Origin of the sequence: Chelatococcus sp. YT9, from assembly GCF_018398315.1 — a bacterium.
GTDB lineage: Bacteria > Pseudomonadota > Alphaproteobacteria > Rhizobiales > Beijerinckiaceae > Chelatococcus.
Map to the genome: position 1 here is coordinate 2,326,244 of NZ_JAHBRW010000001.1, position 23,461 is coordinate 2,349,704.

At 64.8% G+C, this 23,461-nt stretch carries 22 protein-coding genes and 1 riboswitch; of the genes, 13 read left to right on the forward strand and 9 right to left on the reverse strand.

Annotation, left to right across the window (positions count from 1 at the left end; all coding sequences use genetic code 11):
* Positions 1 to 226 precede the first annotated feature (226 nt).
* Complete coding sequence (locus KIO76_RS10565) at positions 227 to 1,150, forward strand: LysR family transcriptional regulator (RefSeq protein WP_213323240.1); 924 nt, start codon at positions 227 to 229, stop codon at positions 1,148 to 1,150.
* Positions 1,151 to 1,222: 72 nt separating this feature from the next.
* Here KIO76_RS10565 and KIO76_RS10570 read toward each other — a convergent pair whose 3' ends face one another.
* The 6 genes from KIO76_RS10570 to KIO76_RS10595 form a co-directional block, all read right to left on the reverse strand.
* The gene (locus KIO76_RS10570) at positions 1,223 to 1,669 is read right to left on the reverse strand and encodes a cupin domain-containing protein (protein WP_213323241.1); all 447 of its coding nucleotides are present in this window, start codon (positions 1,667 to 1,669) and stop codon (positions 1,223 to 1,225) included.
* A 56-nt stretch (positions 1,670 to 1,725) separates the two neighbouring features.
* Positions 1,726 to 2,433 carry an ABC transporter ATP-binding protein gene (locus KIO76_RS10575; protein ID WP_213323242.1) on the reverse strand — a complete coding sequence of 236 codons (708 nt, stop codon included), beginning with the start codon at positions 2,431 to 2,433 and terminating at the stop codon, positions 1,726 to 1,728.
* Complete coding sequence (locus KIO76_RS10580; RefSeq protein WP_213323243.1) at positions 2,433 to 3,185, reverse strand: ABC transporter ATP-binding protein; 753 nt, start codon at positions 3,183 to 3,185, stop codon at positions 2,433 to 2,435. The genes KIO76_RS10575 and KIO76_RS10580 overlap by 1 nt, the downstream gene beginning before the upstream one ends.
* Positions 3,182 to 4,168 (reverse strand): branched-chain amino acid ABC transporter permease, encoded by a 987-nt coding sequence (locus KIO76_RS10585; RefSeq protein ID WP_213323244.1) that lies wholly within the window; start codon positions 4,166 to 4,168, stop codon positions 3,182 to 3,184. Before KIO76_RS10585 ends, KIO76_RS10580 begins: the two co-directional genes overlap by 4 nt.
* Positions 4,169 to 4,241: 73 nt before the next feature.
* Complete coding sequence (locus KIO76_RS10590) at positions 4,242 to 5,156, reverse strand: branched-chain amino acid ABC transporter permease (RefSeq protein WP_213325202.1); 915 nt, start codon at positions 5,154 to 5,156, stop codon at positions 4,242 to 4,244.
* A gap of 365 nt (positions 5,157 to 5,521) precedes the next feature.
* Positions 5,522 to 6,712 (reverse strand): ABC transporter substrate-binding protein, encoded by a 1,191-nt coding sequence (locus KIO76_RS10595; protein WP_213323245.1) that lies wholly within the window; start codon positions 6,710 to 6,712, stop codon positions 5,522 to 5,524.
* Between the two features lie 330 nt (positions 6,713 to 7,042).
* Here KIO76_RS10595 and KIO76_RS10600 point away from each other — a divergent pair, with 330 nt between their 5' ends.
* Complete coding sequence (locus KIO76_RS10600; RefSeq protein ID WP_213323246.1) at positions 7,043 to 8,686, forward strand: AMP-binding protein; 1,644 nt, start codon at positions 7,043 to 7,045, stop codon at positions 8,684 to 8,686.
* A 41-nt stretch (positions 8,687 to 8,727) separates the two neighbouring features.
* The gene (locus tag KIO76_RS10605; RefSeq protein WP_213323247.1) at positions 8,728 to 9,573 is read left to right on the forward strand and encodes an alpha/beta hydrolase; all 846 of its coding nucleotides are present in this window, start codon (positions 8,728 to 8,730) and stop codon (positions 9,571 to 9,573) included.
* Between the two features lie 234 nt (positions 9,574 to 9,807).
* Here the strand turns inward: KIO76_RS10605 and KIO76_RS10610 are convergent, their stop codons facing one another.
* The 3 genes from KIO76_RS10610 to gabT all read right to left on the reverse strand — a co-directional run bounded on the left by KIO76_RS10610 (position 9,808) and on the right by gabT (position 14,220).
* A complete protein-coding gene (locus KIO76_RS10610) occupies positions 9,808 to 11,046 on the reverse strand; it encodes a flavin-dependent oxidoreductase (protein WP_213323248.1) in 1,239 nt (412 codons plus the stop codon).
* A 322-nt stretch (positions 11,047 to 11,368) separates the two neighbouring features.
* On the reverse strand, positions 11,369 to 12,925 hold the full coding sequence (locus tag KIO76_RS10615) for an acetolactate synthase large subunit (protein ID WP_213323249.1): 1,557 nt from the start codon (positions 12,923 to 12,925) through the stop codon (positions 11,369 to 11,371).
* Positions 12,925 to 14,220: a 4-aminobutyrate--2-oxoglutarate transaminase gene (gene gabT / locus KIO76_RS10620; protein WP_213323250.1), complete on the reverse strand. Its 1,296-nt coding sequence runs from the start codon at positions 14,218 to 14,220 to the stop codon at positions 12,925 to 12,927. Before gabT ends, KIO76_RS10615 begins: the two co-directional genes overlap by 1 nt.
* Positions 14,221 to 14,356: 136 nt before the next feature.
* Here gabT and KIO76_RS10625 point away from each other — a divergent pair, with 136 nt between their 5' ends.
* The 10 genes from KIO76_RS10625 (at position 14,357) to cobW (ending at position 23,460) form a co-directional block, all read left to right on the forward strand.
* Positions 14,357 to 14,932, forward strand: coding sequence for a cupin domain-containing protein (locus KIO76_RS10625; protein WP_213323251.1), 576 nt, complete (start codon positions 14,357 to 14,359; stop codon positions 14,930 to 14,932).
* A 166-nt stretch (positions 14,933 to 15,098) separates the two neighbouring features.
* Positions 15,099 to 16,337, forward strand: coding sequence for a glycerate kinase type-2 family protein (locus KIO76_RS10630; RefSeq protein WP_249729564.1), 1,239 nt, complete (start codon positions 15,099 to 15,101; stop codon positions 16,335 to 16,337).
* A gap of 148 nt (positions 16,338 to 16,485) precedes the next feature.
* Positions 16,486 to 17,466 carry an HlyD family secretion protein gene (locus KIO76_RS10635; protein WP_213323253.1) on the forward strand — a complete coding sequence of 327 codons (981 nt, stop codon included), beginning with the start codon at positions 16,486 to 16,488 and terminating at the stop codon, positions 17,464 to 17,466.
* Between the two features lie 13 nt (positions 17,467 to 17,479).
* Entirely contained in the window at positions 17,480 to 18,460 is a 981-nt protein-coding gene (locus KIO76_RS10640; RefSeq protein WP_213323254.1) for an FUSC family protein, read from the forward strand.
* 121 nt (positions 18,461 to 18,581) lie between these two features.
* Positions 18,582 to 19,526 (forward strand): aldo/keto reductase, encoded by a 945-nt coding sequence (locus tag KIO76_RS10645; RefSeq protein WP_213323255.1) that lies wholly within the window; start codon positions 18,582 to 18,584, stop codon positions 19,524 to 19,526.
* A gap of 19 nt (positions 19,527 to 19,545) precedes the next feature.
* Positions 19,546 to 20,760: an MFS transporter gene (locus KIO76_RS10650; protein ID WP_213323256.1), complete on the forward strand. Its 1,215-nt coding sequence runs from the start codon at positions 19,546 to 19,548 to the stop codon at positions 20,758 to 20,760.
* 34 nt (positions 20,761 to 20,794) lie between these two features.
* Positions 20,795 to 21,010: riboswitch (cobalamin riboswitch) on the forward strand.
* Positions 21,011 to 21,043: 33 nt separating this feature from the next.
* Positions 21,044 to 21,217 carry a CbtB domain-containing protein gene (locus KIO76_RS10655; RefSeq protein WP_213323257.1) on the forward strand — a complete coding sequence of 58 codons (174 nt, stop codon included), beginning with the start codon at positions 21,044 to 21,046 and terminating at the stop codon, positions 21,215 to 21,217.
* Positions 21,218 to 21,224: 7 nt separating this feature from the next.
* On the forward strand, positions 21,225 to 21,995 hold the full coding sequence (locus KIO76_RS10660) for a CbtA family protein (protein ID WP_213323258.1): 771 nt from the start codon (positions 21,225 to 21,227) through the stop codon (positions 21,993 to 21,995).
* Complete coding sequence (locus KIO76_RS10665; RefSeq protein ID WP_213323259.1) at positions 21,992 to 22,417, forward strand: DUF1636 family protein; 426 nt, start codon at positions 21,992 to 21,994, stop codon at positions 22,415 to 22,417. Before KIO76_RS10660 ends, KIO76_RS10665 begins: the two co-directional genes overlap by 4 nt.
* Complete coding sequence (gene cobW, locus KIO76_RS10670) at positions 22,414 to 23,460, forward strand: cobalamin biosynthesis protein CobW (RefSeq protein ID WP_213323260.1); 1,047 nt, start codon at positions 22,414 to 22,416, stop codon at positions 23,458 to 23,460. The genes KIO76_RS10665 and cobW overlap by 4 nt, the downstream gene beginning before the upstream one ends.
* Position 23,461: the final 1 nt, after the last annotated feature.

The window sequence follows — 23,461 nt, forward strand, 5'->3', positions numbered from 1 at the left end:
ACCCTCCTTCGGGAGCTTCGACGGAATATCATCCGGAAGCTCCGTGCCGGGCGGTCAACGCCGCCTTCGATAGCTTTAGAGATAGCCTCAATTGCTTGAACCGCCAGGGTGTTTTCATTGCATCCGTGCAATGTTTGTTCTGCTTCTATAGATTTGGGTTTGCCGCTAAGCTCTGTGAGCTGTCGGCAGTCTGGCCGATCTTTCTGGGATCTGGGGTCCGCGCGTCATGGTTGAGCCCTTCAAGCATCTTGCCTGGGACGACTTCCGTCTGATCAAGGCGATCGCAGATGCGCGCGGGCTGCCGGCTGCTGCCGCGCAGATGGGTGTAAACCACTCGACCGTGTTCCGCCGCCTCGGCCAGATCGAGGAAGCGCTCGGCGTCAAGTTGTTCGAGCGCCACAGGGCGGGCTACGCGCTCACACCGGCAGGGGAGGAGATCGTCGCGGTCGCGGAGCGCGTCGATGCCGACATCACGGCCGTGACGCGTAAGCTTGTGGGGCGGGAACTCGCGCCGGCCGGCGAGCTGCGCGTCACCACCAACGATTCGCTGCTCGTGCATCTGCTGACATCCCTGTTCGCCCGGTTTCGGGAGGTTTATCCCACCATCCAGCTCGATGTCGTGCTGACGAATCAGGCGCTTAACCTCTCGAAACGAGATGCCGATGTCGCCATCCGCGCGACCGACAAGCCGCCCGAGAATCTCGTCGGCCGCCGGATCTCCAATGTCGCGTGGGCGCTGTATGGCCGGGCTAGCGATTTTCCCGACCCCGAGACCCAGCGCAACGCCGACCTTTCAACGCTATGCAACAGGACGTGGGTCTCGCTCGGTGACAATCTCGGCTCTTTGAACGTGGTGCGCTTCGTGCGGACCCATATCGCGCCCGAGAATGTCGGCTATAAAGTCAACACGGTACTCGGGCTTGCCGAGGCGATCGAGGCCGGTCTCGGGATCGGCCATCTGCCTTGTTTCATAGCCGATGCGCGGCCCTCGCTCGTGCGTCTGCAGCCGCCGGACAAACAGTTCGAGGCGCAGCTGTGGCTCCTCACTCACCCGGACTTGCGCCACAACGCGCGCGTGCGCGCGCTGATGGATTTTCTCGCCGCCGAGATGAGCCAGTGCCGCCGCTATATGGAGGGCGAGGCGATCTGAGAGAGGGGGATTGCTCCCTCTCCCGCTCGGGAGAGGGAACGCCAGCGATTGACCGCGCGGCTGGCTTCAGCCTTACGCTTCCGGTGGCAGAAAGTGGATGTTGTGAAGCGCCGCGCGCCGCACGACCTCAGCCGGGTCCGGCACGCCATGGATCGCGGTGAACAGCTCAAACAACTTCTGTGTCGGGCTGACCCAGAACAGGCACTTGGCCGTCTGGTCACCCTTGTTGAAGATGCCGTGGGCCTTGTCGCGCGGCAGGCGGGCGAGATCGCCAGGGCCGGCTTTGTTCTCGACGCCTTCCAGCCAGAAGGTCAGCTCGCCCTCGAGCATATAAATATATTCATCCTGGTCTGGATGAATATGGGGGGGCACGAAGGTGCCCGGGGGGAAGGTCGCGTGCCAGGAAAAGCTGTCGTCCGTGCGTGATTTCGGCACATAGGTCTGGCCCAAAATATTCCAGGTGATGCCGTCGAGTCCGTCGTTGGCCTTGCGAATACCTGCGGTCTCTGCAATCGACATGGGTTTACCTCTCTTTTCACGCTCGTGGATTAAAACGGTCCGGGTCTCAGTCCGCCTCACACATGCAGGAAGCGGTCCTTGACGCTCGGATCGGATCTCAACGCGCTGCTCGTGCCGGTCCACACCACCGCGCCTTTTTCGATGACGACATGGCGATCCGCGAAGGTCGTCAAAGCATCGACATTCTTGTCCACGACGAGGATCGCCTGATGTTCGTTCTTGAGCTGGCGCAGGCAGCTCCAGATCTCTTCACGGATCAGCGGCGCGAGACCTTCGGTCGCCTCGTCGAGCATGAGAAGGCGTGGGTTCGTCATCAGGGCGCGGCCGATGGCGAGCATCTGCTGCTCGCCACCCGAAAGCTGGTTGCCCAGATTGCCGCGCCGCTCCTTGAGGCGGGGAAACAGCGCATAGATATCGGGCAGGGACCAGCGCGGCGCCTTTGCGCGATCCGGGCCGGGCGAGGCTGTCGCGATGAGATTTTCTTCCACCGTGAGATTGGGGAAGACCTGCCGCCCTTCGGGCACGAGCCCGATGCCCTGGCGAGCGACTCGGTAGGCCGGTTGTCCCGCCAGTGGCTTGTCATTGAAGCTTACCGAGCCGCCCGTGGCGGGTAGAAGACCAATGATGGTCTTGATCGTCGTCGTCTTGCCCATGCCATTGCGGCCGAGCAGCGTGACCACCTCGCCGGCGCCGATCTCGAAGGAGATGTTGAAGAGGACCTTGGCGGGACCATAGGCCGCCTGGAGATCACGCACGCTGAGCATCAGGCTGCCTCCTCGCCGAGATAGGCTGAGCGTACCTCCGCATTGTTGCGCACCTCATCGGCTGATCCGGTGGCGATCACGCGGCCGTAGACAAGCACGGAGATACGATCAGCCAACTGGAAGACCGCGTCCATGTCATGCTCGATTAGGAGGATGCCGAGTGTGCCTTTCAGGGTCTTGAGCGTCGAGATGATGCGCGCCGACTCCTCATGGCTCGTGCCGGCAAGCGGCTCGTCAAGCAACAGAAGGCGCGGCCGCGTCGCTAGCGCGATCGCGAGTTCGAGCTGGCGCTTCTCGCCATAGGAGAGGAGCCCCGCCGGTATGCCCGCGCGCGGCAGCAAGCCGAACTGGTTGAGGATCGCGCGCGCAGGGGCGTTCAGCTCCTCTTCCTTGCCGGCGTTGCGAAAGAAGCGGAAGCTCGATCCCGAACGCCCCTGGACCGCGAGCGCGACATTCTCCAGCACCGAGAAGTCCGGCAGGATGGAGGTGATCTGGAACGAGCGGGCGAGACCACCCGCGGCGCGTTCCGCCATGGTCAGCCGCGTGATGTCCTCGTCCGCAAAGAGAATGCGCCCGGTATCGGGCCGAGCAAGGCCCGAGATCTGGTGGATCAATGTCGTCTTGCCGGCGCCGTTCGGGCCGATAATCGCATGGAGCTCATTGGCACCGACGTGCAACGACACATCGTCCGTGACCTTCAGGGCCCCATAGTTCTTGGCGAGGTGGTCGAGGACAAGAAGGGGAGCGGTCATGAACGCGTCCTCTCGATGAGGGGCGTAATGCCGCCCCGGATATAGAGCACGCAGAGGATCAGGAGCGGACCGAAAATGATATGCCAATGCTCCGTGAAGCCGGCGAGCACCTCCTCAGCCAGGAGAAAAACGATCGCGCCGGCAATCGCCCCGTGCAGGGAGCCCATGCCGCCGAGCACCACCATGAAGATGAGGTCGCCTGAGCGCTGCCAGCTCATTGTGGCAGGGCTCACGAATTCGCTCGTGTTGGCGAGGAGCACACCGGCCAGCGCCGCGATCATGCCCGCGATCACATAGAGCATGAGCTGGTAGCGATAGGGAGAGAAGCCGATGGCCTGCATGCGCACCGGGTTCTGCCGGGCGCCCCGCAGCACGCGCCCGAAACGGGACGCAACGAGCATGCGGCAGGCGAGATAGACCACGCCCAGCGTGGCGAAGGCCACATAGTAAAGCGTGCGGTCGTTGTCGAGCGGATCATAGCCGAAGAACAGACTGCGGCTCGGCAGGTTCATGCCGTCGTCGCCGCCATAGGCGGCGAGCGATGTCGCCAGGAAGAACAGCATTTGGCCGAACGCCAGCGTGATCATGATGAAGTAGACGCCGCGCGTCCGGAGCGAGATCGCGCCGGTGATGGCCGCGAAAAAGGCCGAGACCGTAAGCGCCGCGACAACCTGCAGGGCGATGCCATTGATGCCGTGGCTGGCGAGGATGCCGACCGAGTAGGCGCCGATGCCGATGAAGGCGGCATGGCCGAAGCTGACGAGGCCGGCATATCCAATCAGCAGGTCGAGCGAGAGCGCGGCGAGGCCGAGCACCATCACCCGCGTGAGGAGCGACAGGACAAAGCTCTCCGTGCCGAACTGGGCGAGCCAGGGGGCGATGGCGAGACCCGCAAAGACGATGATCGGCACTACGAGCCGCCGGAGGTTCGGGGGCGCGTTTGCCGGCGTCGCTTGCTCGACCGGACGGGCGGCATCCGTCATCGCGGATCCCCTGAGACTCGATATCCTGACAATGGCCCTCCTGGCATCTGGAAGCCTTTCACGCGCGTCACTCTCAACGTTTGGCCGGGAAGAGGCCGGCAGGGCGGATGCAGAGGGTCACGGCCATCAGCACGTAGATCAGCATGGGTGCGATTGCCCGGCCGGTCTGGCTTGCCGTGGATGGATCAAGGATAGCGCGCAGCAGCATCGGCGCCATGAAACGGCCGAGCGTGTCAACGACGCCTATGAGGAGCGCCGCCAGGAAGGCGCCGCGCACCGAGCCGATGCCGCCGATGACGATGACGACGAAGGCCAGGATCAAAACATTGTCACCCATGCCAGGCTCGACCGAGAGGATCGGCGTGACCATCGCACCCGCGAAGCCCGCGAGCATCGCCCCAAAGCCGAAGACGAAGGTGAACAGGAGCCGGATGTTGACGCCGAGCGCCGACACCATCGGCGCATTCGAGGCGCCAGCGCGCACGAGCATCCCGACCTTCGTGCGGTTGACCAGAAGATAAAGCATCAGGCCGACCGCAAGGCCCGCGATGATGATGGCGATGCGGTAGACGGGGTAGCGCAGCCCGCCGATCAGCGGGATCGACCCCGATAGGAAGTCCGGCACGGGGACGCTGAGGGGTGCTGCTCCCCAGAGGATCTTTACCGCCTCATTCAGCGTGATGATCACGCCGAAGGTCGCCAGCACCTGATCCAGGTGATCTCGATCATAAAGCTTTCGGAAGACGAGCACTTCCAGCAGCAGGCCGAAGGCGAGCGCGGTCGGCAGCGCGAGCAGGAGCCCGAACAGGAAGTTGCCGGTCATCGCGGTGAACATGGCGGCGAGATAGGCGCCAACCATGTATTGGACGCCGTGGGCAAGGTTGATGAAGTCCATCACGCCGAAGACGAGCGTCAGTCCCGCGGCGATGAGGAAGAGAATGAGCCCGAACTGCAGGCCATTCAGCATCTGGACGAGGAAAAGGCTCAGCGGCATCAGTCGCTCATGGTCGGCAGGAATGAATGACATCCGTCCCCGGTCATCCCGGGATTGGACGAGACTGCAGGCAGCAAGTCCGAGATGGACGGGCTAGCCCTGTGACGCATCGAAGTTCAGGAGAGCCGCCCGTTTCGTCCCATGTCATCCCCGGCGGGCTGCACAGCAGCCCGGGAAGGGGATCCAAAGATCAAGCGGCTGGTCGATGGATTCCCTTTCCGTCGCTGCGCGACGCCGGGAATGACACCCCACATGCGCTCGCGGGCATGCGTAAAGCGGGGGCCTCAAATATGGCACTCATGGCTTCCGGGCTCAGCCTGCGCTGACCCGGAATGCCCCGTCCCCCCGCAGCGCTGACCTCAGTTGGTCAGCGAGCATTCCTTGGCATAGGGGTCGGCATAGTTCGTGAAGACCTTCTCCACGACCTCGGTCTGGAACTTGCCGTCCGGCCGCTTGGCGACCTTTGTCAAGTAGAAGTCCTGGATCGGATAGCCGTTGGCGCTGAACTTGAAATTGCCGCGGAGCGACTTGAAGTCGGCCTTCAGCAGCGCGGCGCGCAGCGCCTCCTTATTGGACAAGTCTCCCTTCGTGGCCTTGACCGCGCTGTCGATAAGCAGCGCCGCGTCGTAGGCTTGGAAGGCATAGCTGCCGGGGACCGAGTTATAAGCCTTTTCATAGGCCGCGACGAAGGCCTTGTTCTCAGGTGTATCGAGGTTGGGCGCCCAGTTGGAGCCCGCGAACATGCCGACAGCCGCGTCCTTCTGTGCGGGCAGTGTCGATTCGTCGACGGTGAAGGCGGAGAGAACCGGAATGGTGAGGCCGGCCTGTTGGTATTGCCGCACGAGGTTCACACCCATGCCGCCAGGCATGAAGGTGTAGATCGCGTCAGGCTGCAGCGCGGCGATGTTCGCGAGTTCGGACTGGAAGTCGAGGGTATTGAGCGGGACGTAGGATTCCGCAACCACCTCACCCTTGAAGTCGCGCTTGAAGCCGGCGATCGCGTCCTTGCCTGCCTGGTAGTTCGGCGCGAGCAGATAGACTTTCTTGTAGCCGCGATCTTGGGCCACCTTGCCGGAAATCTGATGGACCTGGTCGTTCTGGTACGATGTGACGAAGAAGTACGGGTTGCAGCTCTTGCCCGCGAGCACTGACGGCCCAGCATTAGGGCTGATCAGGAAGGTCTTCGCGTCCGTCACCGGCTTTGAGATTGCCATCAGAACGTTCGAGAAGATCGGCCCGACAACGAAATCCACCTGATCGCGCTCGAGCATGCCCTTGACGCGGGTGACGGCGACATCCGGCTTCAATTCGTCGTCGACGACGATGACCTCGGCGGGCAATCCACCGAGCTTGCCGCCAAGCTCCTTGACGGCGAGCTCGAACCCGTCACGCGCCTGCTGGCCGAGAACTGCCGAGGGGCCAGAGAGTGAAACGATCACACCGACTTTGACCTTGTCCGCCGCCATGGCGGCCTGGGTGAAAGCCTGCCCGGCAAGCAAGGTCGCTGCCGCGATTGCGCCGAGACCGAAGCGAGTTACGCAATCCTTCATATCTTAGATCTCCCCAACTTCTGTTCCCCTGGGTGGTCGCTGCTTGAGGCGCTCACTTTGCCGTGGAGAGCTTATCATCTCTCCGAACGGATAGCTCGTCGAGCAATGCTTTGGAATGAAAGCCTCATGAAAGCCCTTGCCAGACGATAGTTCAAGATTAAAATAAATTCCATCGAGGCCGCAAGGGCCTTGCGAGCCGCCCTCAGCAAATGGCCGATGCGGCGGCGCAAATCCCTGTGAGCTAACCCTTTTCTGGGTTCGGGCCTGGTTGACCGGATGGAGCGTGCGGGCCCGTGACAAGGGGAGGGGCCGCACACGAGGGAGATGACGATGGCACACACGGCGCATGTGGACACCTTTGCGCGTGATAATCTGCCGGCCCGCGAGTTATGGCCGGAGATGATCTTCAACCGGCCTGAGTTCCAATATCCCGAACGCCTGAACTGTTGTGTCGCGTTTCTCGATCGTTGGATTGCCGAGGGACGTGGTGACGCGCCCTGCATGTTTGGTCTCGAGGAGGCGCTAACCTATCGTGAACTTTACGAGCGGGTGAATCGCATCTGCAACGTGCTGGTCAATGACCTCGGTCTCGTGCCGGGTGGTCGCGTTCTACTGCGTTCCGCCAATAATACGATGATGGTCGCGACTTATCTCGCCGTTCTGAAGGCGGGCGGCGTGGTTGTCGCCACCATGCCGCTCCTGCGCGCCAAGGAGCTGGTCTATCCCATCGACAAGGCGAAGATCGCGCTCGCGCTCTGTGACTTCAAGCTCGCCGACGAGATGGAAAAAGCCGCCAGCCAGGCGTCCGCCCTTGAGCGGATCGTCTATTGGGGATCGGGCAAGGCCGATTCTCTCGAGAGCCTGATGGCCGAGGCGAGCCCGGAATTCACGGCCGTGGATACGGCCGCTGACGATGTTTGCCTGATCGCCTTCACCTCCGGCACGACCGGCGTGCCGAAAGGCACCATGCATTTCCACCGGGACATGCTGGCGATCTGCGATGGCTTCTCGCGCAACGTGCTGCGCCCGGTCGAGAGCGACCGCTTCATCGGGTCGGCGCCACTCGGCTTTACCTTCGGGCTCGGCGGCATCGTGCTCTTTCCCATGCGCATCGGCGCATCCTTCGTCGTGCTGGAGAAAGCCGGGCCCGACGATCTGCTGCCGGCTATCGAGAAATTCAAGGTCACGATCTGCTTCACGGCGCCGACGGCGTATCGCGCCATGATCCCGAAGCTCGACCAGTTCGACATCTCCACCTTGCGCAAATGCGTGTCAGCGGGCGAGGCGCTGCCGAAGAGCACCTTCGACGCCTGGCTGGCGGCCACCGGCATCAAGCTCATCGACGGCATCGGCGGCACCGAGATGCTGCATATCTTCATCAGCGCCCGTGAGGAGGAGATCCGCCCGGGTTCGACCGGCAAGCCCGTTCCGGGCTTCGAGGCCAAGGTGATGGACGAGGAGGGGAACGAGGTGCCGCCCGGTACGGCGGGGCGCCTCGCGGTCCGTGGCCCCACCGGTTGCCGCTATCTCGCCGACGAGCGACAGCTCAAGTTCGTCCAGAATGGCTGGAACATGACCGGTGATACCTATGTCATGGATGAGGATGGCTATTTCTGGTACCAGGCGCGGTCCGACGACATGATCGTCTCGGCCGGCTACAATATCGCCGGCCCGGAGGTCGAGGCGGGGCTCCTCACCCATGCGGCCGTGGTCGAATGCGGCGTTGTCGGAGCGCCGTGCGAGCAGCGCGGGCGTATCGTGAAGGCCTATGTCGTGCTCCGGGAGGGCGAACCGCGCGATGCCGACATGGTCAAGCGTCTGCAGGAGCATGTCAAAGCCGAGATCGCGCCTTACAAATACCCGCGCGAGATCGTCTTCGTCGATGAGTTGCCGAAGACGTCGAGCGGCAAGCTGCAGCGTTACGCGCTGCGTATGCGCGCCGAGGAGGAAGCTTTCGCCGGCAGGGGCGCCTGATCCGGAGAGACAGCTGACGCTTTCATGAAACGGGGCAGGGGATGACGGGAGGTCTCGCACAACCGGATCGCGACTGGTACGAGCGCGCGTACAACCCGCGTGTCACGGTGCCTGAACTGCCGGACATCCTTGCTGGCTGGATCGCGCGCTCCAACGCCACGCGTGAGCGGCATCCGCCGCTTGCCGATATCGCTTATGGGCCGCATCCGCGGGAGGTCTTCGACCTTTTCCGCGCGCCGCATTCCCGCGGAACCGTTGTTTTCATCCATGGCGGCTATTGGAGAGCCTTGTCGAAATTCGAGACGAGCTGGGTCGCCGATGCTTTTCTCGATCAGGGCCTATCGGTCGCCCTGCTGAACTATCCCCTCTGCCCCGACGTGACGCTCGCCCATATCCGTGGGTCGGCGCTCAGTGCTTTCGCGAAGCTCTACGAGGATGTGCTGAACGATGACGAGCGCCGCAGCATCATCGTGACTGGCCATTCGGCCGGCGGCTATCTTGCCGCGCTTCATCTCATGACGGACTGGAGGGCGCGGGGATTGCCGGAAAGGCCTATCGCCGGCATCGTGTCCATCTCAGGCGTGTTCGAGCTTCTGCCGCTCCTCAACACCTCCATGAACGAGGCGCTCAGGCTCGACGCCGCAGAGGCGGAGCGTCTCACCCTGCTTGGACAGCCATGGGTGACGCAGGCCAAGGTCGCTTTCTCGGTCGGAGGGCGAGAGCCGGAGGTTTTCCACCACCAGTCCCGGGACATGGCGGCGGGCTGGAGCGATCTTTCACCGCAATCCTTCGCAGTGCCGGACACGCACCATTTCAACGTGCTCGAGGGCCTGGCCGTGCCGGGCAGCGCGCTCAATGCCGCTGTCGTCGGGATGGTGCGGGAGTAGCTTTGCTGGCCTTGCAACGCTTCCCGCCATCCTCCCACCCGATTGCTTCGCAACCAATCTCGCCCGTCATCCCTGGCACTGCCGATAGACGGTAGCGTCCCCTCTCCCGGTGGGAGAGGGACAGAGTGAGGGCTCGCTCCCTGGGGTCGTAGGGGAGGGTTCCCCTCACCCCAACCCTCTCCCCGCCGGGAAGAGGGGACCTGTCGTGCGAACCGGATCCTAAGCCGCCGGACGCTATGCCGCCTTGCCTTTGTCGGCAGCGAAGCCGGCGCGCTGGGCATAGCCGCGGACGATGGCTTCGCGCTCGGCGTAGCTCAGCACCGCATCGATGTCCGTAAATCCATCGGGCGCGAGCTTTTCCACCGCGTCGATCACGCCTTCCGGCCCGCCCTTGCGGTTGGAATGCACGATCTCGGTCGTTTTCGGCAGACGTTCGGCGTCATAGGCCGCCAGCGCCTGCATGGGATGTTCGGCGCGAACCAGCGCATCACCCAGCGCGCGGGCATCGAGGATCGCCTGGGAGGCGCCGTTCGAGCCCACGGGATACATGGGATGGGCGGCATCGCCGAGCAGGGTGACCCGCCCGTGCGACCAGCGCGGCAGCGGGTTGCGGTCACTCAAGGGATATTCCCAGAAAGTCTCGGTCGCGCGCATCAGCGCGTGCACGTCGACCTGGGGAATGGTGATTCCGGCGGTGTTGGGCGCGAGATCGTCCCAATGGCCGGGGCGCGACCAATTCTCGCGCGCCGGCAGGCTCGTGCCGTCGCCCAGCTTGCCGATGACCGCCCAGTTGGTGAAGACCGTCTCAGGGGTTGAGCCCTCGGCAATGGGATAAACGACCATCTTGGAGGCGAGGCCGCCGGCAATGATCATCGACCGGCCGGTGAGGAAACGCGGCCAATCCCGCGCACCGCGCCAGAGCACGAGGCCGTTCCAGATCGGCCCGCCCTCGTCGGGGAACAGCGTCCGGCGCACGACCGAGTGGATGCCGTCGGCGCCCACAAGGATTTCACCGCGGGCCGTCTCGACGGGATTGCCGGCATGATCGGTGAAATGGGCGCTGATGCCGCCCTCGTCCTGGTCGAAGGATGCCAGCCGCCGACCGGTATGGACCCGGTCCGCGCCGAGGCGCTCGACGACGGCCTGCAGGATCACCGATTGCAGCCGACCGCGATGGATGGAGAACTGCGGCACGTCGTGGCCGGCATCGAGCCCGCGTGGCTCATGCCATACCTCCTGACCCTGCCGGTTGAGGTAGAACAATTCATGGGTGCGAATGGCGACCGCATCCAGGCGGTCGAGAAGGTCAAGCGCGGCCAGCTCGCGAATGGCATGCGGCAGGACGTTGATGCCGACGCCGAGCTCCTGGATGGTTGCGGCCTGCTCATAGATCTCGCAGTCGATGCCGCGGGCATGCAGCATCAAGGCCGTGGTCAGACCGCCAATACCCCCGCCAACGATAATGGCCTTCATGGCTCGCTTCCCTCGTTCTCTGGATCGACGCATTTTTGCACGGCCCGATCGGGTCACGTCAATGCTTTAAGTTTAAAATGATAGCATGCGTCTGAAGGGAAGAGGATAAAAAAAGCGCCCGATCGAAGAACCGGACGCGTGGCTATGACGACCTGGCAAGGATCTGTCCCTCGGCGGGCGCCGGATCATCCCGAGGCCACGCGCAGCATGGAGCCGGGGGGACGATGAACACTGCGCGTGCTCAATAATGCAAGCACGTGTCCATGGATTCCGGGCACGGCCAACGACCGCCCCGGAATGACAGTGACGCAAGTTGCCGCCTTTACGGCATGACAGCTTCGATGAGGAACGGCCCCTTCCGCTTGAGGGCGGCTTCGAAAACCTTCGCCAGCTCATCGGTCGTCGTAACCCGGGCGCCTTCGACGCCCATGCCCTTGGCAAGGCTCACCCAATCGAGCGCCGGCTCATCAAAGGCGAGCATGCGCTCGGCATTGCGGCCGAATTCCTTGACGCCGACATTGCGCATCTCACCTTGCAGGATCGCATAGGCGCGGTTCGAGAAGATGATCGAGATGACGTCGAGCTGCTCGCGCGCCTGGGTCCACAACGCCTGGACAGTATACATGCCGCTGCCGTCGGCCTGCATGCCGATGACCTTGCGGTCGGGGCAGGCGACGGCCGCCCCGGTGGCCAGCGGAAGGCCCACGCCGATGGAGCCGCCGGTGAGCGCCAGCATGTCGTGCGGCGCCGCCAGATGCGCGTAGTTATGGAAAGCGCCGGACGTGACGGCCTCATCACAGAGGATGGCGTTCTCCGGAACACGCTGCATCACGACACGGGCGATGGCATCGGCCGTCAAGGGGCCGGAAGGCACCGCCGGCGTCAGGGCCTCCGCGTCGGGAGCAGGGCGCAACTGGACTTTGCGCGGTGCACCAACTTCGTCAGCGAGCCATTCGAGCGCAGCGGTGAGATCCTGTCCCGCCTCAGCGAGCGTGATCAGTTCGCAGTCATTGCGCACCACCCGGCCCGGTTTGCCGGGATAAGCGAAGAAGGCGACGGGCACCGTGGCGCCGATCATGATCATCACGTCAACGTCCTTGAGCGCCTCCACGGCGACATCGACGGCATAGGGCACCCGTTCGAAGGGCACGCGGCCGCGACCGCGTTGGGCACGCGCGTTCGATGTGGGTGACATCACGCGTGCGTTCGTGCTTTGGGCAATGGCATCAGCCACGCTGAGCGGATCCAACCGTAGCGCGCGCTCACCGAGAAGCAGGGCGACGCGCTTGCCGGAGCGCAGCGCGGCAGCGGCGGCCTTGACCGTCCTCTCGTCGATCCCTGGTGGCTTTGGGCGCTCGGCCCGACGGATGGCGCGGGGCGTAACCTCGCCCCAGGCCATGTTGCCGGGCAGGATGAGCGTGGACACGCCTGGCAGCGAGACGGCGGCCCGCCACGCCGCCGCCGCGTCCTCGTCGATCGTCTCCGCGTTGATGATCCGGCGCACCCAATTGGACATGGGTTTAGCCAGGCTCTCGATATCGCTGGTCAGCGGGGCGTCGTGCTGCAGATGGTAGCTCGCATGATCACCGACGACATTGATCATCGGCGTCCTCGCGCGGCGGGCATTGTGCATATTCGCGAGGCTGTTGGCGAGGCCAGGCCCGGTATGCAGGAGCGTCGCCGCGGGCTTATCCGCCATGCGCGCATAACCATCGGCGGCTGCCGTCACGACGCCTTCGAACAGGCCCAGCACGCAGCGCATCCGCGGCTTCGCGTCGAGCGCCGCCACAAAATGCATCTCGGACGTGCCGGGATTGGCGAAGCAGACGTCGACGTCGTGGGCCAGCAAGGTATCGCAGAGAAGATCGGCACCGTTCATCAGTTCTGGCTCTCGGTCACGAGTTCGGTGAGGGCCTCCTCCAGGATGGCGAGACCTTCCCTCACCTGTGCCACGGGCGTAGTGAGCGGCGCAAGCAAGCGCACGACATTGGCATCCGGCCCGCAGGACAGGAGGATAAGGCCCTTGTCCTGCGCGCGGGCAATGAGAGCACTTGTCAAAGCCGCGTCGGGTGCCCGCGTCGCCCTGTCCTTCACAATCTCGAAGGCCGTCATGGCGCCGAGGCCACGCACGTCGCCGATGCAAGCGAATTCATTGCGCTTCGCCAACGCGGTCAGGTGGTCGCGCATGATCTCGCCGATCTCAGCCGCGCGCCCGGTCAGGTTCTCTTCTTCAACCACATCGAGCACTGCATGGGCGGCGGCGACGCCGATGGGGCTGCCGCCATAGGTGCCGCCGAGCCCGCCCGGGGCCGCCGCGTCCATGATCTCGGCGCGGCCGGTGACGGCAGAGAGCGGGAAGCCGCCCGCGAGGCCCTTGGCCATTGTCACGATATCGGCCGCGACGCCCGCGTGCTCCGCCGCGAACAGCTTGCCCGTGCGGGCGATGCCGGTCTGGATCTCATCGATGATCATGAGGATGCCGTGCTCGTCACAGACCTTCCGGACTTCCTGGAGGAAATCCAAAGGCGCGACATAGAAGCCGCCTTCGCCCTGTACCGGCTCGACGATGATGGCCGCGACGCGGGCCGGATCGACATCTGTCAGGAAGAGGTTCTTCAGCCCGGCGATGGCCTGGGTGGTGTCGATGCCGTGATAGGTCTTGGGGAAGGGCGCGTGGAACACGTCGGCCGGGAAGGGACCGAAGCCTTTCTTGTAGGGCACGACCTTGCCGGTGAGCGCCATGCCAAGCAGCGTGCGGCCATGGAAGGCGCCGCCGAAGGCGATGACCGCCGGGCGGCCGGTGGCGTTGCGGGCGATCTTGACCGCGTTCTCGACAGCTTCGGCGCCGGTGGTGACCAGCATCGTCTTCTTCGCGAAATCCCCGGGGGTCAGCTTGTTGAGCCGCTCGGCGAGGCTGACGTAGCTCTCATAGGGCGCCACGTGGAAGCAGGTGTGCGTGAAGGCCTGCGCCTGCTCGGTGACGGCGGCGATGACCTTGGGGTGGCAATGGCCGGTGTTGACCACGGCGATACCGGCGGCGAAGTCGATGTAGCGCTTGCCATCGACATCCCACAGCTCAGCATTTTGAGCGCGCGCCACATAAATCGACTTGGTGGCAACGCCGCGCGCCACGGCGCTCTTGTGCCGATCCGCCAACTGAGCTGTTGCATTCATCGCCATCGTCTCCCAGAAAAAGCGCCACTCGCGTCCCTGCGCGAAAGTCGGCGTAATAATCGGGGTGGACGATAGTCTTGCCCAGAATTTTAAGCAATATGGATAAAATAGTCCGCAACGTGTCGGAGCTGGATGGATGGAGTTTGACGTCGGTGCGCGGCTGCGCGAACTAAGGGTCGCGGCTGGGCTGTCGCAGCGCGATCTCGCGGAGCGCGCGGGCGTGACCCATGGGCTGATCTCGATGATCGAGCGGAACCGCAACAGCCCATCGGTGGCCTCGCTGCGCAAGATCCTGGGTGGCATTCCAACGACCATGTCGTCGTTCTTCAACGAGGATGAGACCACTAACGACAAGATCTTCTTCGCGGCCGGCGAACTGACAGATCTCACCTCGCGTGTCGTCCCGCGTGGGCGTGGCGCGGCCGGCCGCATGGCCTTCCGCCAGGTTGGCGACGCCCGCGCCCATGACCTGCAGATTCTGCACGAGCGCTACGAGCCAGGTGCCGACACTGGACCGACGATGCTGGAGCATCCCTCCCGTGAAGGCGGCGTGGTCATCTCCGGCGAAATCGAGCTGACCGTCGGCGATCAGGTCCGGCGTCTGAAGGCCGGTGAGGCTTATCTGTTCGACAGCCGCATTCCCCACCGCTTTCGCAATGTCGGTAAGGACCCTTGCGAAGTCGTGAGCGCCTGCACCCCACCTTACCTGTGAGAGGCGCGCGGCGGCCAGCACGCGCTTAAAATATTGAGCGCGGCGACCAGACTGTCTCCTCTGTTCGGCGCGCATCGGCTTGCGCGACCGCGTCACTTGCAATCCGTGTCCAATTGCGATCCTTGTGTGCGCAGCGATCGGCGAAACCGACAGGGTGGAGGGTACTTTGGACGACAAGGCGATCTTGAGGGCGTTGTTCGATGCCGCGCTCACGGCGGCCTACCCCGACGGGAAATTCGCTGGACGTCTACCCGAGCCGCCTAAAGGGCGCACCATCGTCATCGGCGCCGGCAAGGGCGCAGCGCGGATGGCCGCCGCCTTCGAGGCGGAATGGCCGGGCGCCTGCGAGGGGCTTGTCGTTACCCGCTATGGGCACGGCATGACGACGCGCACGATAGAGGTTGTCGAGGCCGCTCACCCGGTGCCCGACGAGGCCGGCATGGCAGCCGCCGCCCGCATCCTCGCGCTCGCGCAATCGGCGGGGCCTGACGATCTCGTGGTCTGCCTGATGTCGGGTGGCGCCTCAGCCTTGCTGACCCTGCCGGCGGAAGGCGTGACGCTGGCCGACAAGCAGGCGGTCAACAAGGCCTTGTTGAAATCAGGCGCGCCTATCGGCGCAATGAACCAGGTACGCAAGGCGCTCTCCGCAATCAAGGGGGGGCGCCTGGCCGCGGCTGCCGCGCCCGCCCGGCTCGTTACCTATCTCATCTCCGACGTGCCGGGCGACGAGCCGCGCAGCATCGGTTCCGGCCCCACCGTGCCGGAAGCCTCCGATGCCGAAGCCGCGCTTGCCATCCTGAAACGGTACGAAATTGCCGTGCCGCCGCCTATCGAGGCGGCTATCCGCGCCAATGTGATCAAGGACGTGCCGGCGTCGGCGCCCATGCATATGCTGGCGACGCCCCATATGGCGCTCGAGGCCGCCGCTGCGAAGGCGAGGGAATTCGGGCTCACGCCGCTCATTCTGGGCGATGCGCTGGAGGGAGAGGCGCGCGAGGTGGCGACGGTGCTTGCCGGCATCGCACGCTCGGTAGCCGAGCATGATGAGCCGGCAAAGCGCCCTTGCGTGCTGCTGTCCGGCGGTGAGACCACGGTCACGGTGCGCGGCAAGGGTCGGGGCGGGCGCAACGCCGAATTCCTGCTCGCCTTCGCGCTGGCGTCCCAGGCGGTGCCCGGGATCTCCGCGATCGCCTGCGATACCGACGGCATCGACGGCTCGGAGGACAATGCCGGCGCCATCGTCGACGCGGGTTTGATCGAGGAGGCGAAGGCCCGGGGAATCGATCTCGTGGCGCATCTGGCGAACAACGATGCCTATTCCGCCTTCTCGGCCCTCGACCGGCTCGTCGTGACGGGTCCGACACTCACGAATGTCAACGATTTCCGCGCCATTCTTATTCGCTGACGGACTTGGTTGACTCCCGAAAGCGCCGACCTTGCAGGGCCATCATGGCGAGCCTCGCCCGTTGGTTAAGGATTCCCGCAATGGCCGATTGCTTACCGAACGGCGCGATGACATAAGCGGGCCTGCGGGATCTTGAGCAGGTTCGCCGATGATCGATTGGTTGATGAAGAGGCCGGCGTCGACGGTGCTGGGCGGCTGTCTCGCCTTGTTTCTGCTCTATGAGCTATCCGTCGTTTTCTTTGCCTATACTGGCGATGCCTATGTGAACAGCGATACGGTGACGCTCTCGGCAGAAATCGAGGGACCGATCGCCAAGCTGAACGTGCATGAAAACGAGGTGGTGGCGAAGGGTGCCCCGCTTTTCACTATCGACCCGACACCGTATCAGCTCGCCGTGGACGAGAGTTCGGCGGCGCTCGCGAACGCGGAGGCAACGCTTGCGCTCTCGCGAGACCGTCTAACCGCATCCCAGGCGGACCTCGCCTCTGCCCAGGCCAGCGAGACGGCCGCGCGAGAGACTTATAATCGTGTCAGCAGCCTCGCGCGGTCGGAGTTCGCCTCCGGCCAGGCCATCGATGACGCGACGCGCGACCTTGCGACCGCCACGGCGCGCACCGCCGCCGCAGCTGCCGATGTGGATGTGGCCCGACAGACGATCGCCGTGAATGCCGCGAGTGTGCAGCAGGCGCAGGCGACGCTCAATCGCGCGCGCTACCAGCTCGGCAAGACCGCGATCATCGCCCCGGATGCCGGGCGCGTCGCTCCCTTCACGGCGCGCGTCGGGGATTATCTGCAGGTCGGCAACCAGGTGCTGACCCTCGTCACCGACAACAGGCGGCGGGTTGTGGCGAACCTGTCGGAGCGGCATTTGGCGCGTCTGCGGCCGGGCCAGCGGGTGTGGCTGACGCTCGGCTCGCAGCCATGGGTCGTGCATGCCGGCCGTGTGACCAGCGTGGCGCCCGGCGTGGCGCGCTCGCCAAACGCGCCGCTCACGCTGCCTTATGTTGATCCGACGACCGACTGGGTCCGCCTGCCACGTCGCTTCCCAGTCGATATCGCGCTCGACACCTGGCCGGTCGACCTCGGCTTCTATCTGGGTGCCGACGCGCGCGTTCTCGTCATTTTCTGAGGACGCGAGGCGGATGGACGCGATCTCCCGCCAAAGCCTCGTGACCGCCGCGGCATGCCTGATCGCCACGCTGGTCGCCATCGCGGCGGGGTTGGAACAACCTTTCTGGGCGACCATCACGGCCTTTATCGTGTCCAACGTCGACACATCAGCGCTGGTGACGAAGGCTGTGCTGCGGCTCGTGGGAACGGCGATCGGCTGCGTCGTCGGCTATTTCGCGGCAGTTGCGATGGAAGGGTTACCTTTCGCACAGGCAGCCGCCCTGTTCCTGGCCTCTGCGGTCGGCACCTATGGCCGTTTTCGCAGCCGCTTCAGCTATGCGTGGATTCTCGGAGCCGCGAGCGTGATGCTGCTCGTCACGAGCAGCATGAGCGATCCGACGGACCTCTACATCTTTGCCTGGACGCGCTTCTACGAGATCTCCATCGGCGTCACGGTCGCGACCGTTCTCGCCTGGGGCTTCGCCGCGAGCGGACCTATCAGTATCGTGCCGGCGCCGGTGGCTGTCTCCCGCGAGGCGGCGCTCGAGCAGGGCGTGTCCGCCGGCATCGCGGCGGTCGTTATCGCGCTGCTCTGGAACTGGTTCGATCTGCCGAGCCTGCCGCAGGTGATTGTCACGAGCCTCGTTGTGGTGAGCCAGGATCTCGGCGCGTCACGCCTGCGCGGCGCGCAGCGCATAATGGGATGCATCCTTGGTGGCTGCCTTGGCCTCATCGTCATCCTGATCGATGCGGCCGACTTTCTATGGTGGGCTGTCGCACTCGTATCGGGCATCTTCCTGGCGTCACGACTGCACCTCAGTCCACATAAGCATGCTTATGTCGGCACGCAGATCGGCATCGCCTTCATGATCACGCTCGTGACAGGCGGTGGCCCCCCCGACAGCATACTAGCCCCGGTCAACCGCCTTTCCGGAATGGTCGCCGGCGTGGCGGTCATGCTGACGGTAATGTGGATGATGAGCGGCAAGCTGCACCGCCTCACACCCGCCTGAGCTCGTATTCGCAATTTGCATGACACTTCGCCGCGGGTTCCGTCACAATCGGAGGCCAAGAGCCCTCCGGCATCGCCTCGGTGCGTGATCAGGGACTCGGTTTTAATCTCGGGGAAATGCCATGGAAATCCGCAATCTCGGCCGGTCGGGCCTGCGCGTCTCGGTAGTTGGCCTTGGCTGCAACAACTTCGGCGGCCGGCTTGATGTGGAGGCGACGCGGCGCGTCGTGCACAAGGCGATCGACGCGGGGATCACCCTGTTCGACACGGCCGACGTCTATGGCAACCGCGGTGGTTCGGAAAACCACCTCGGGGAAGTCCTTGGTCCGCGCCGCAAGGACATCGTGCTCGCCACCAAATTCGGCATGGCGATGGACGACGTGGATGTGCTCAGGGGCGGCTCGCGCCGCTATATCATGGCCGCCGTCGAGGCCAGCCTGAAGCGCCTCAAGACGGACTGGATCGACCTCTATCAGTTGCATCGCCCCGATCCGCTGACGCCGATCGAGGAAACCTTGCGCGCCCTCGACGATCTTATCCGCGACGGCAAGGTCCGCTATATCGGTTGCTCGAATCTGCCGGGCTGGCAGGTGGTCGAGGCGCATTTCACGGCGCGCCAGCTCGGCATCAACGGCTTCGCCTCCGTCCAGGACGAGTACAGTCTGGTCGAGCGCGGGATCGAGCGGGAGCTCGTGCCAGCCGCGTCCCGCTACGGCTTCGGCCTTCTGCCCTTCTTCCCGCTGGCGAGTGGACTGTTGACGGGCAAGTACAAGCGGGGCGAGGCGCCGCCGCCCGGCACACGCTTCGCCGAGCAGCGCTATGCCGATCGCTACTTCAATGACCGGAACTGGAACGTGGTCGAGGCCCTGCGAGGCTTCGCCGAGGCGCGTGGCCACAGCCTGCTTGAACTCGCCTTCAGCTGGCTCGCAGCGCGGCCGCTCGTCGCGAGCGTGATCGCAGGCGCCACCAAGCCGGAGCAGGTAGAGGCGAACATCAAGGCGGCCGGTTGGCGCCTGACGGCGGAGGACATGGCTGAGATCGATCGCATCACCGGCACGCCAGCCTGAGCGGAGCCGAACACCGTCCATGTCATCGTCCAGTTGGCGGATCTTCCGGGAGCGGGATTTCTCCCTTTTCCTCAGCGCGCGCTTTTGCGCGTCGATCGCGCAGCAGATCACCGATATCGCCGTCGGCTGGCTGGTCTACGACCTGACCGGCAGTGCGCTTGCGCTCGGACTGGTGGGTCTCGCGGCCTTTCTGCCAGTTATCAGCCTCGTGCTTGTGACCGGTCACGTGGCGGATCGGGTCGACCGTCGGCTCATCATGATGGCCTGTTTCGCACTGAACACGTTCATCTGTGTGGGCCTCGCTCTCTTCGCCATCTGGCAGCCGCCCGAGGTATGGCCCCTCTATGCGCTCGTCGTGCTAATGGGCGTAGCGCGGGCCTTCTACCAGCCGGCAAGCCAAGCATTCGTCCCGAACCTGGTGCCCCGCGCCCTCTTCGGGCAGGCCATTGCCTGGAGTTCATCGGTCGGCCAGGTCGCTGTCATTGCGGGTCCGGCGATCGGCGGCCTCCTGTATATAGCGGGTGCCCATGTGGCCTTCGGGGGCGCGGCCTTGCTCTTCCTGGTGGCAGCGGTCGCGGTCACATTGATCCGCCTGCGCGCGGAAAAGGTTCCACCGCCCAAGGTCGACTGGTCGACACTCATCGCGGGATTGACTTTCATCCGTGGCAAGCCGGTTCTCTTCGGTGCCATCACGCTCGACCTCTTCGGCGTGTTGCTCGGCGGTGCCACCGCGCTCCTTCCCATCTATGCCAGCGACATACTGCATATCGGTCCGGTGGGCCTTGGGCTCCTGCGCAGCGCCCCGGCGGTTGGTGCGGCCGCAATGGCTCTGTTACTGGCGCATCGTCCCATCGCCCGGAATGCCGGTAAGCGGATGTTCGCTGCCGTCATCCTGTTCGGGCTGGCGACCATCGTGTTCGGCCTTTCGACGAACTTCTATCTCTCGCTCGGTGCGTTGGTCATCCTCGGCGCCTCGGACATGATCAGCGTGTTCGTCCGCCAGACGCTCGTGCAGGCCGATACACCGGATACCATGCGCGGCCGGGTTGCCGCCGTGAACACGGTGTTCATCGGCGCTTCCAACCAGCTTGGCGAATTCGAGTCGGGTACACTCGCGGCCTTCATCGGCGCCGCGCCGGCGGTCGCGCTGGGCGGCCTCGGTACCATCGCGATCGCGGTGGTGTGGACCCGCCTCTTTCCGGCGCTGCTCCACCGCGACCGGCTTGTGGAATAAGGATTCCGCGTTGACTTTTGGTGGAAGTGGGCGTCTAGCTGCCTGACGCGACGGTCCTCGTGAGAGGTCAAAAGGGAATACCGGTGCGGGGCGCGTTGCCCCAAGGCCGGAGCTGCCCCCGCAACTGTGAGCGGTTGAGGCGCGAACCACGACAGCCACTGGATCTGCCGTCTTTCCGGCGGCGATCTGGGAAGGCGGTTCGCACCGATGATCCGCAAGCCAGGAGACCTGCCTTCGCGATGGAAGCCATGGAACTGCCGGTGGGGCAGTGAAGGAGGTCGCGGTGTCGAATGTTGCCGTTGCGGGACTAGGTTCTCGCGCTGAGGTTCTGAAAGTTGCCCTCGTCGCCTTTGCGATGGGCGTCGCGCTCGTTTTCGTGACGGGCTTCGCGCATCCCGAGGCCGTCCACAACGCGGCCCATGACACGCGCCATGCGCTGAGCTTTCCCTGCCACTGATCGCGGCATGTTCAATCGTGTGCTGGCCGTTGCCCTTGTGGCCGGCCTTGTTGCGGGACTTGCGATCGCGGTCCTGCAGCATTTCACCACGACTCCGCTGATCCTGGCTGGGGAAAAATTCGAGAAGCCCGAGAGCGCGGCCGCGCTCGACGGCATGGCCGCCGGTCTGTTCGGCGCCCACATGGTTCAGACATCGGGCGTCGTCCTGGCTCATAACGTCATCAAGGCGCATGCGCCAGCCGGGGAGGGCGGCGACCATGCCGAGGGCTGGAGCCCCGCCGATGGCCTGGAGCGCTCGGCCTTCACCGGGCTCACCACCATCGTCACAGCGATCGGCTTTGCCTTGATCCTGCTGGCGGCTCTCCTTGTGGCGGGCGAGACGATCAATATCAGGAACGCGCTCGCCTTCGCGGCGGCGGCCTTCGTCGCAACCGGCCTCGCGCCTGCGTTGGGGCTCGCCCCAGAGCTGCCGGGCAGTGCGGCCGGGCCGCTGGTCGCGCGCCAGATCTGGTGGATCTCCACCGCCGTCGCGACGGCCGTCGCGCTGTGGCTTCTCATCCGCACGCCGGCCGTCTGGGCGAAGATCCTTGGCTTCGTCCTCCTCGTCGCGCCGCATGTCGTCGGCGCGCCGCATCCGGAGGCCTATGCCAGCGGGGCCCCCGCCGAGCTTGCCGGCCATTTCGCAGCGGCCTCGCTCGTCGTGCACGCGGCGTTGTGGGCGGCGGTCGCGGTCGCCGTGGGGTTCTTCTGGCCGCGTTTTGCCCGGCGCTCGGCATGAACCCGCCGGCAGCCGTCGCGCCGACGACCCTGATGGTCTGCGTCACCTGCCGGCGGCGGCAGGACGGTGCGACGGAAGGGCCGTATGACGAGCCGGGACGCGGTCTGGTGCGGACGCTGGCTGACCGCCTGGCAGGCGATGCGGACGTCACGGTGACGCCCGTGGAATGCCTCTCGGTCTGCCGCCGGCCCTGCACGGTGGCTTTCGCGGCGCCCGGCAAATGGACCTACGTGATCGGCGATCTCGACGCCGATCAGCATCTCGACGATCTCGTCCTGGCTGCCCGCCAGTATACGGTGGCGGCGGATGGCATCATTCCCTGGCGTGAGCGCCCGCAGCCGATCCGCAAGGGTGTGGTCGCGCGCGTTCCGCCGCTCGCCTGCAAGATCGCGCTCGCCTGCAAGATGGAAACGACGTCATGACTTCCCCTGTTGCGGCTACGGCCAAGGTTCCCTGCACGATCGTCACCGGCTTTCTCGGCGCCGGCAAGACGAGCCTCCTGCGCCACGTGCTCACCAACGCGGACGGGCGCCGGCTCGCCGTCATCGTCAACGAGTTCGGCGATGTCGGGATCGACGGCGAGATCCTGAAGGGCTGCGGCGTCGAGGCCTGCCCGGAGGACAATATCGTCGAGCTCGCCAACGGCTGCCTCTGCTGCACGGTCGCGGATGATTTCATCCCGGCGTTGGAGGGCCTGCTCGCCAAGGCCGAGCCGCCGGAGCATATTCTCATCGAGACCTCGGGGCTCGCGCTGCCGAAGCCTTTGGTCAAGGCCTTCAACTGGCCGGCGATCGCCTCGCGCGTCACTGTCGACGGCGTCATCACCGTGGTCGACGGCGCGGCAACCGCCGCCGGGCGTTTCGCCGACGATCCCGAGGCGCTCGCCCGCCAGCGCGCAGCCGATCCCTCGCTCGACCACGACAATCCCCTCGAGGAGGTGTTCGAGGATCAGCTGCTCTCGGCCGATCTCGTCATCCTCAACAAGGCGGACCTTCTCACCGGCGATGACGAGGCGCGGGTGCGTGCCGAGATCGCGGAAACCGTGCCGCGCGCCGTGAAGGTCGTCACCACCCGCGAGGGCGTGGTCGATCCCAAAGTGCTGCTCGGCCTCGGTGCCGCCGCCGAAAGCGACCTCGATGCCCGTCCCTCCCATCACGACGCGGAAGAGGAGCACGATCACGACGACTTCGACTCGTTCGTCGTCGAAATCCCCGAGCAGGATGACACGGAGGTGGTGGTCGCCCGGCTCAAGGCCGCGGCCGAAGCCCACGACATCCTGCGCATCAAAGGCTTCCTCGCCGTTGCCGGCAAGCCGCTCCGGCTTCTCGTGCAGGGGGTCGGCGCCCGCTTCCAGCAGCAGTTCGAACGCCCCTTCGCGGCCACCGAGGCGCGCGTCGGCCGGCTCGTCGTCATCGGCCAGAAGGGCTTCGACCGCGACGCCGTGACGGCTGCCATCCTCGGCTGAG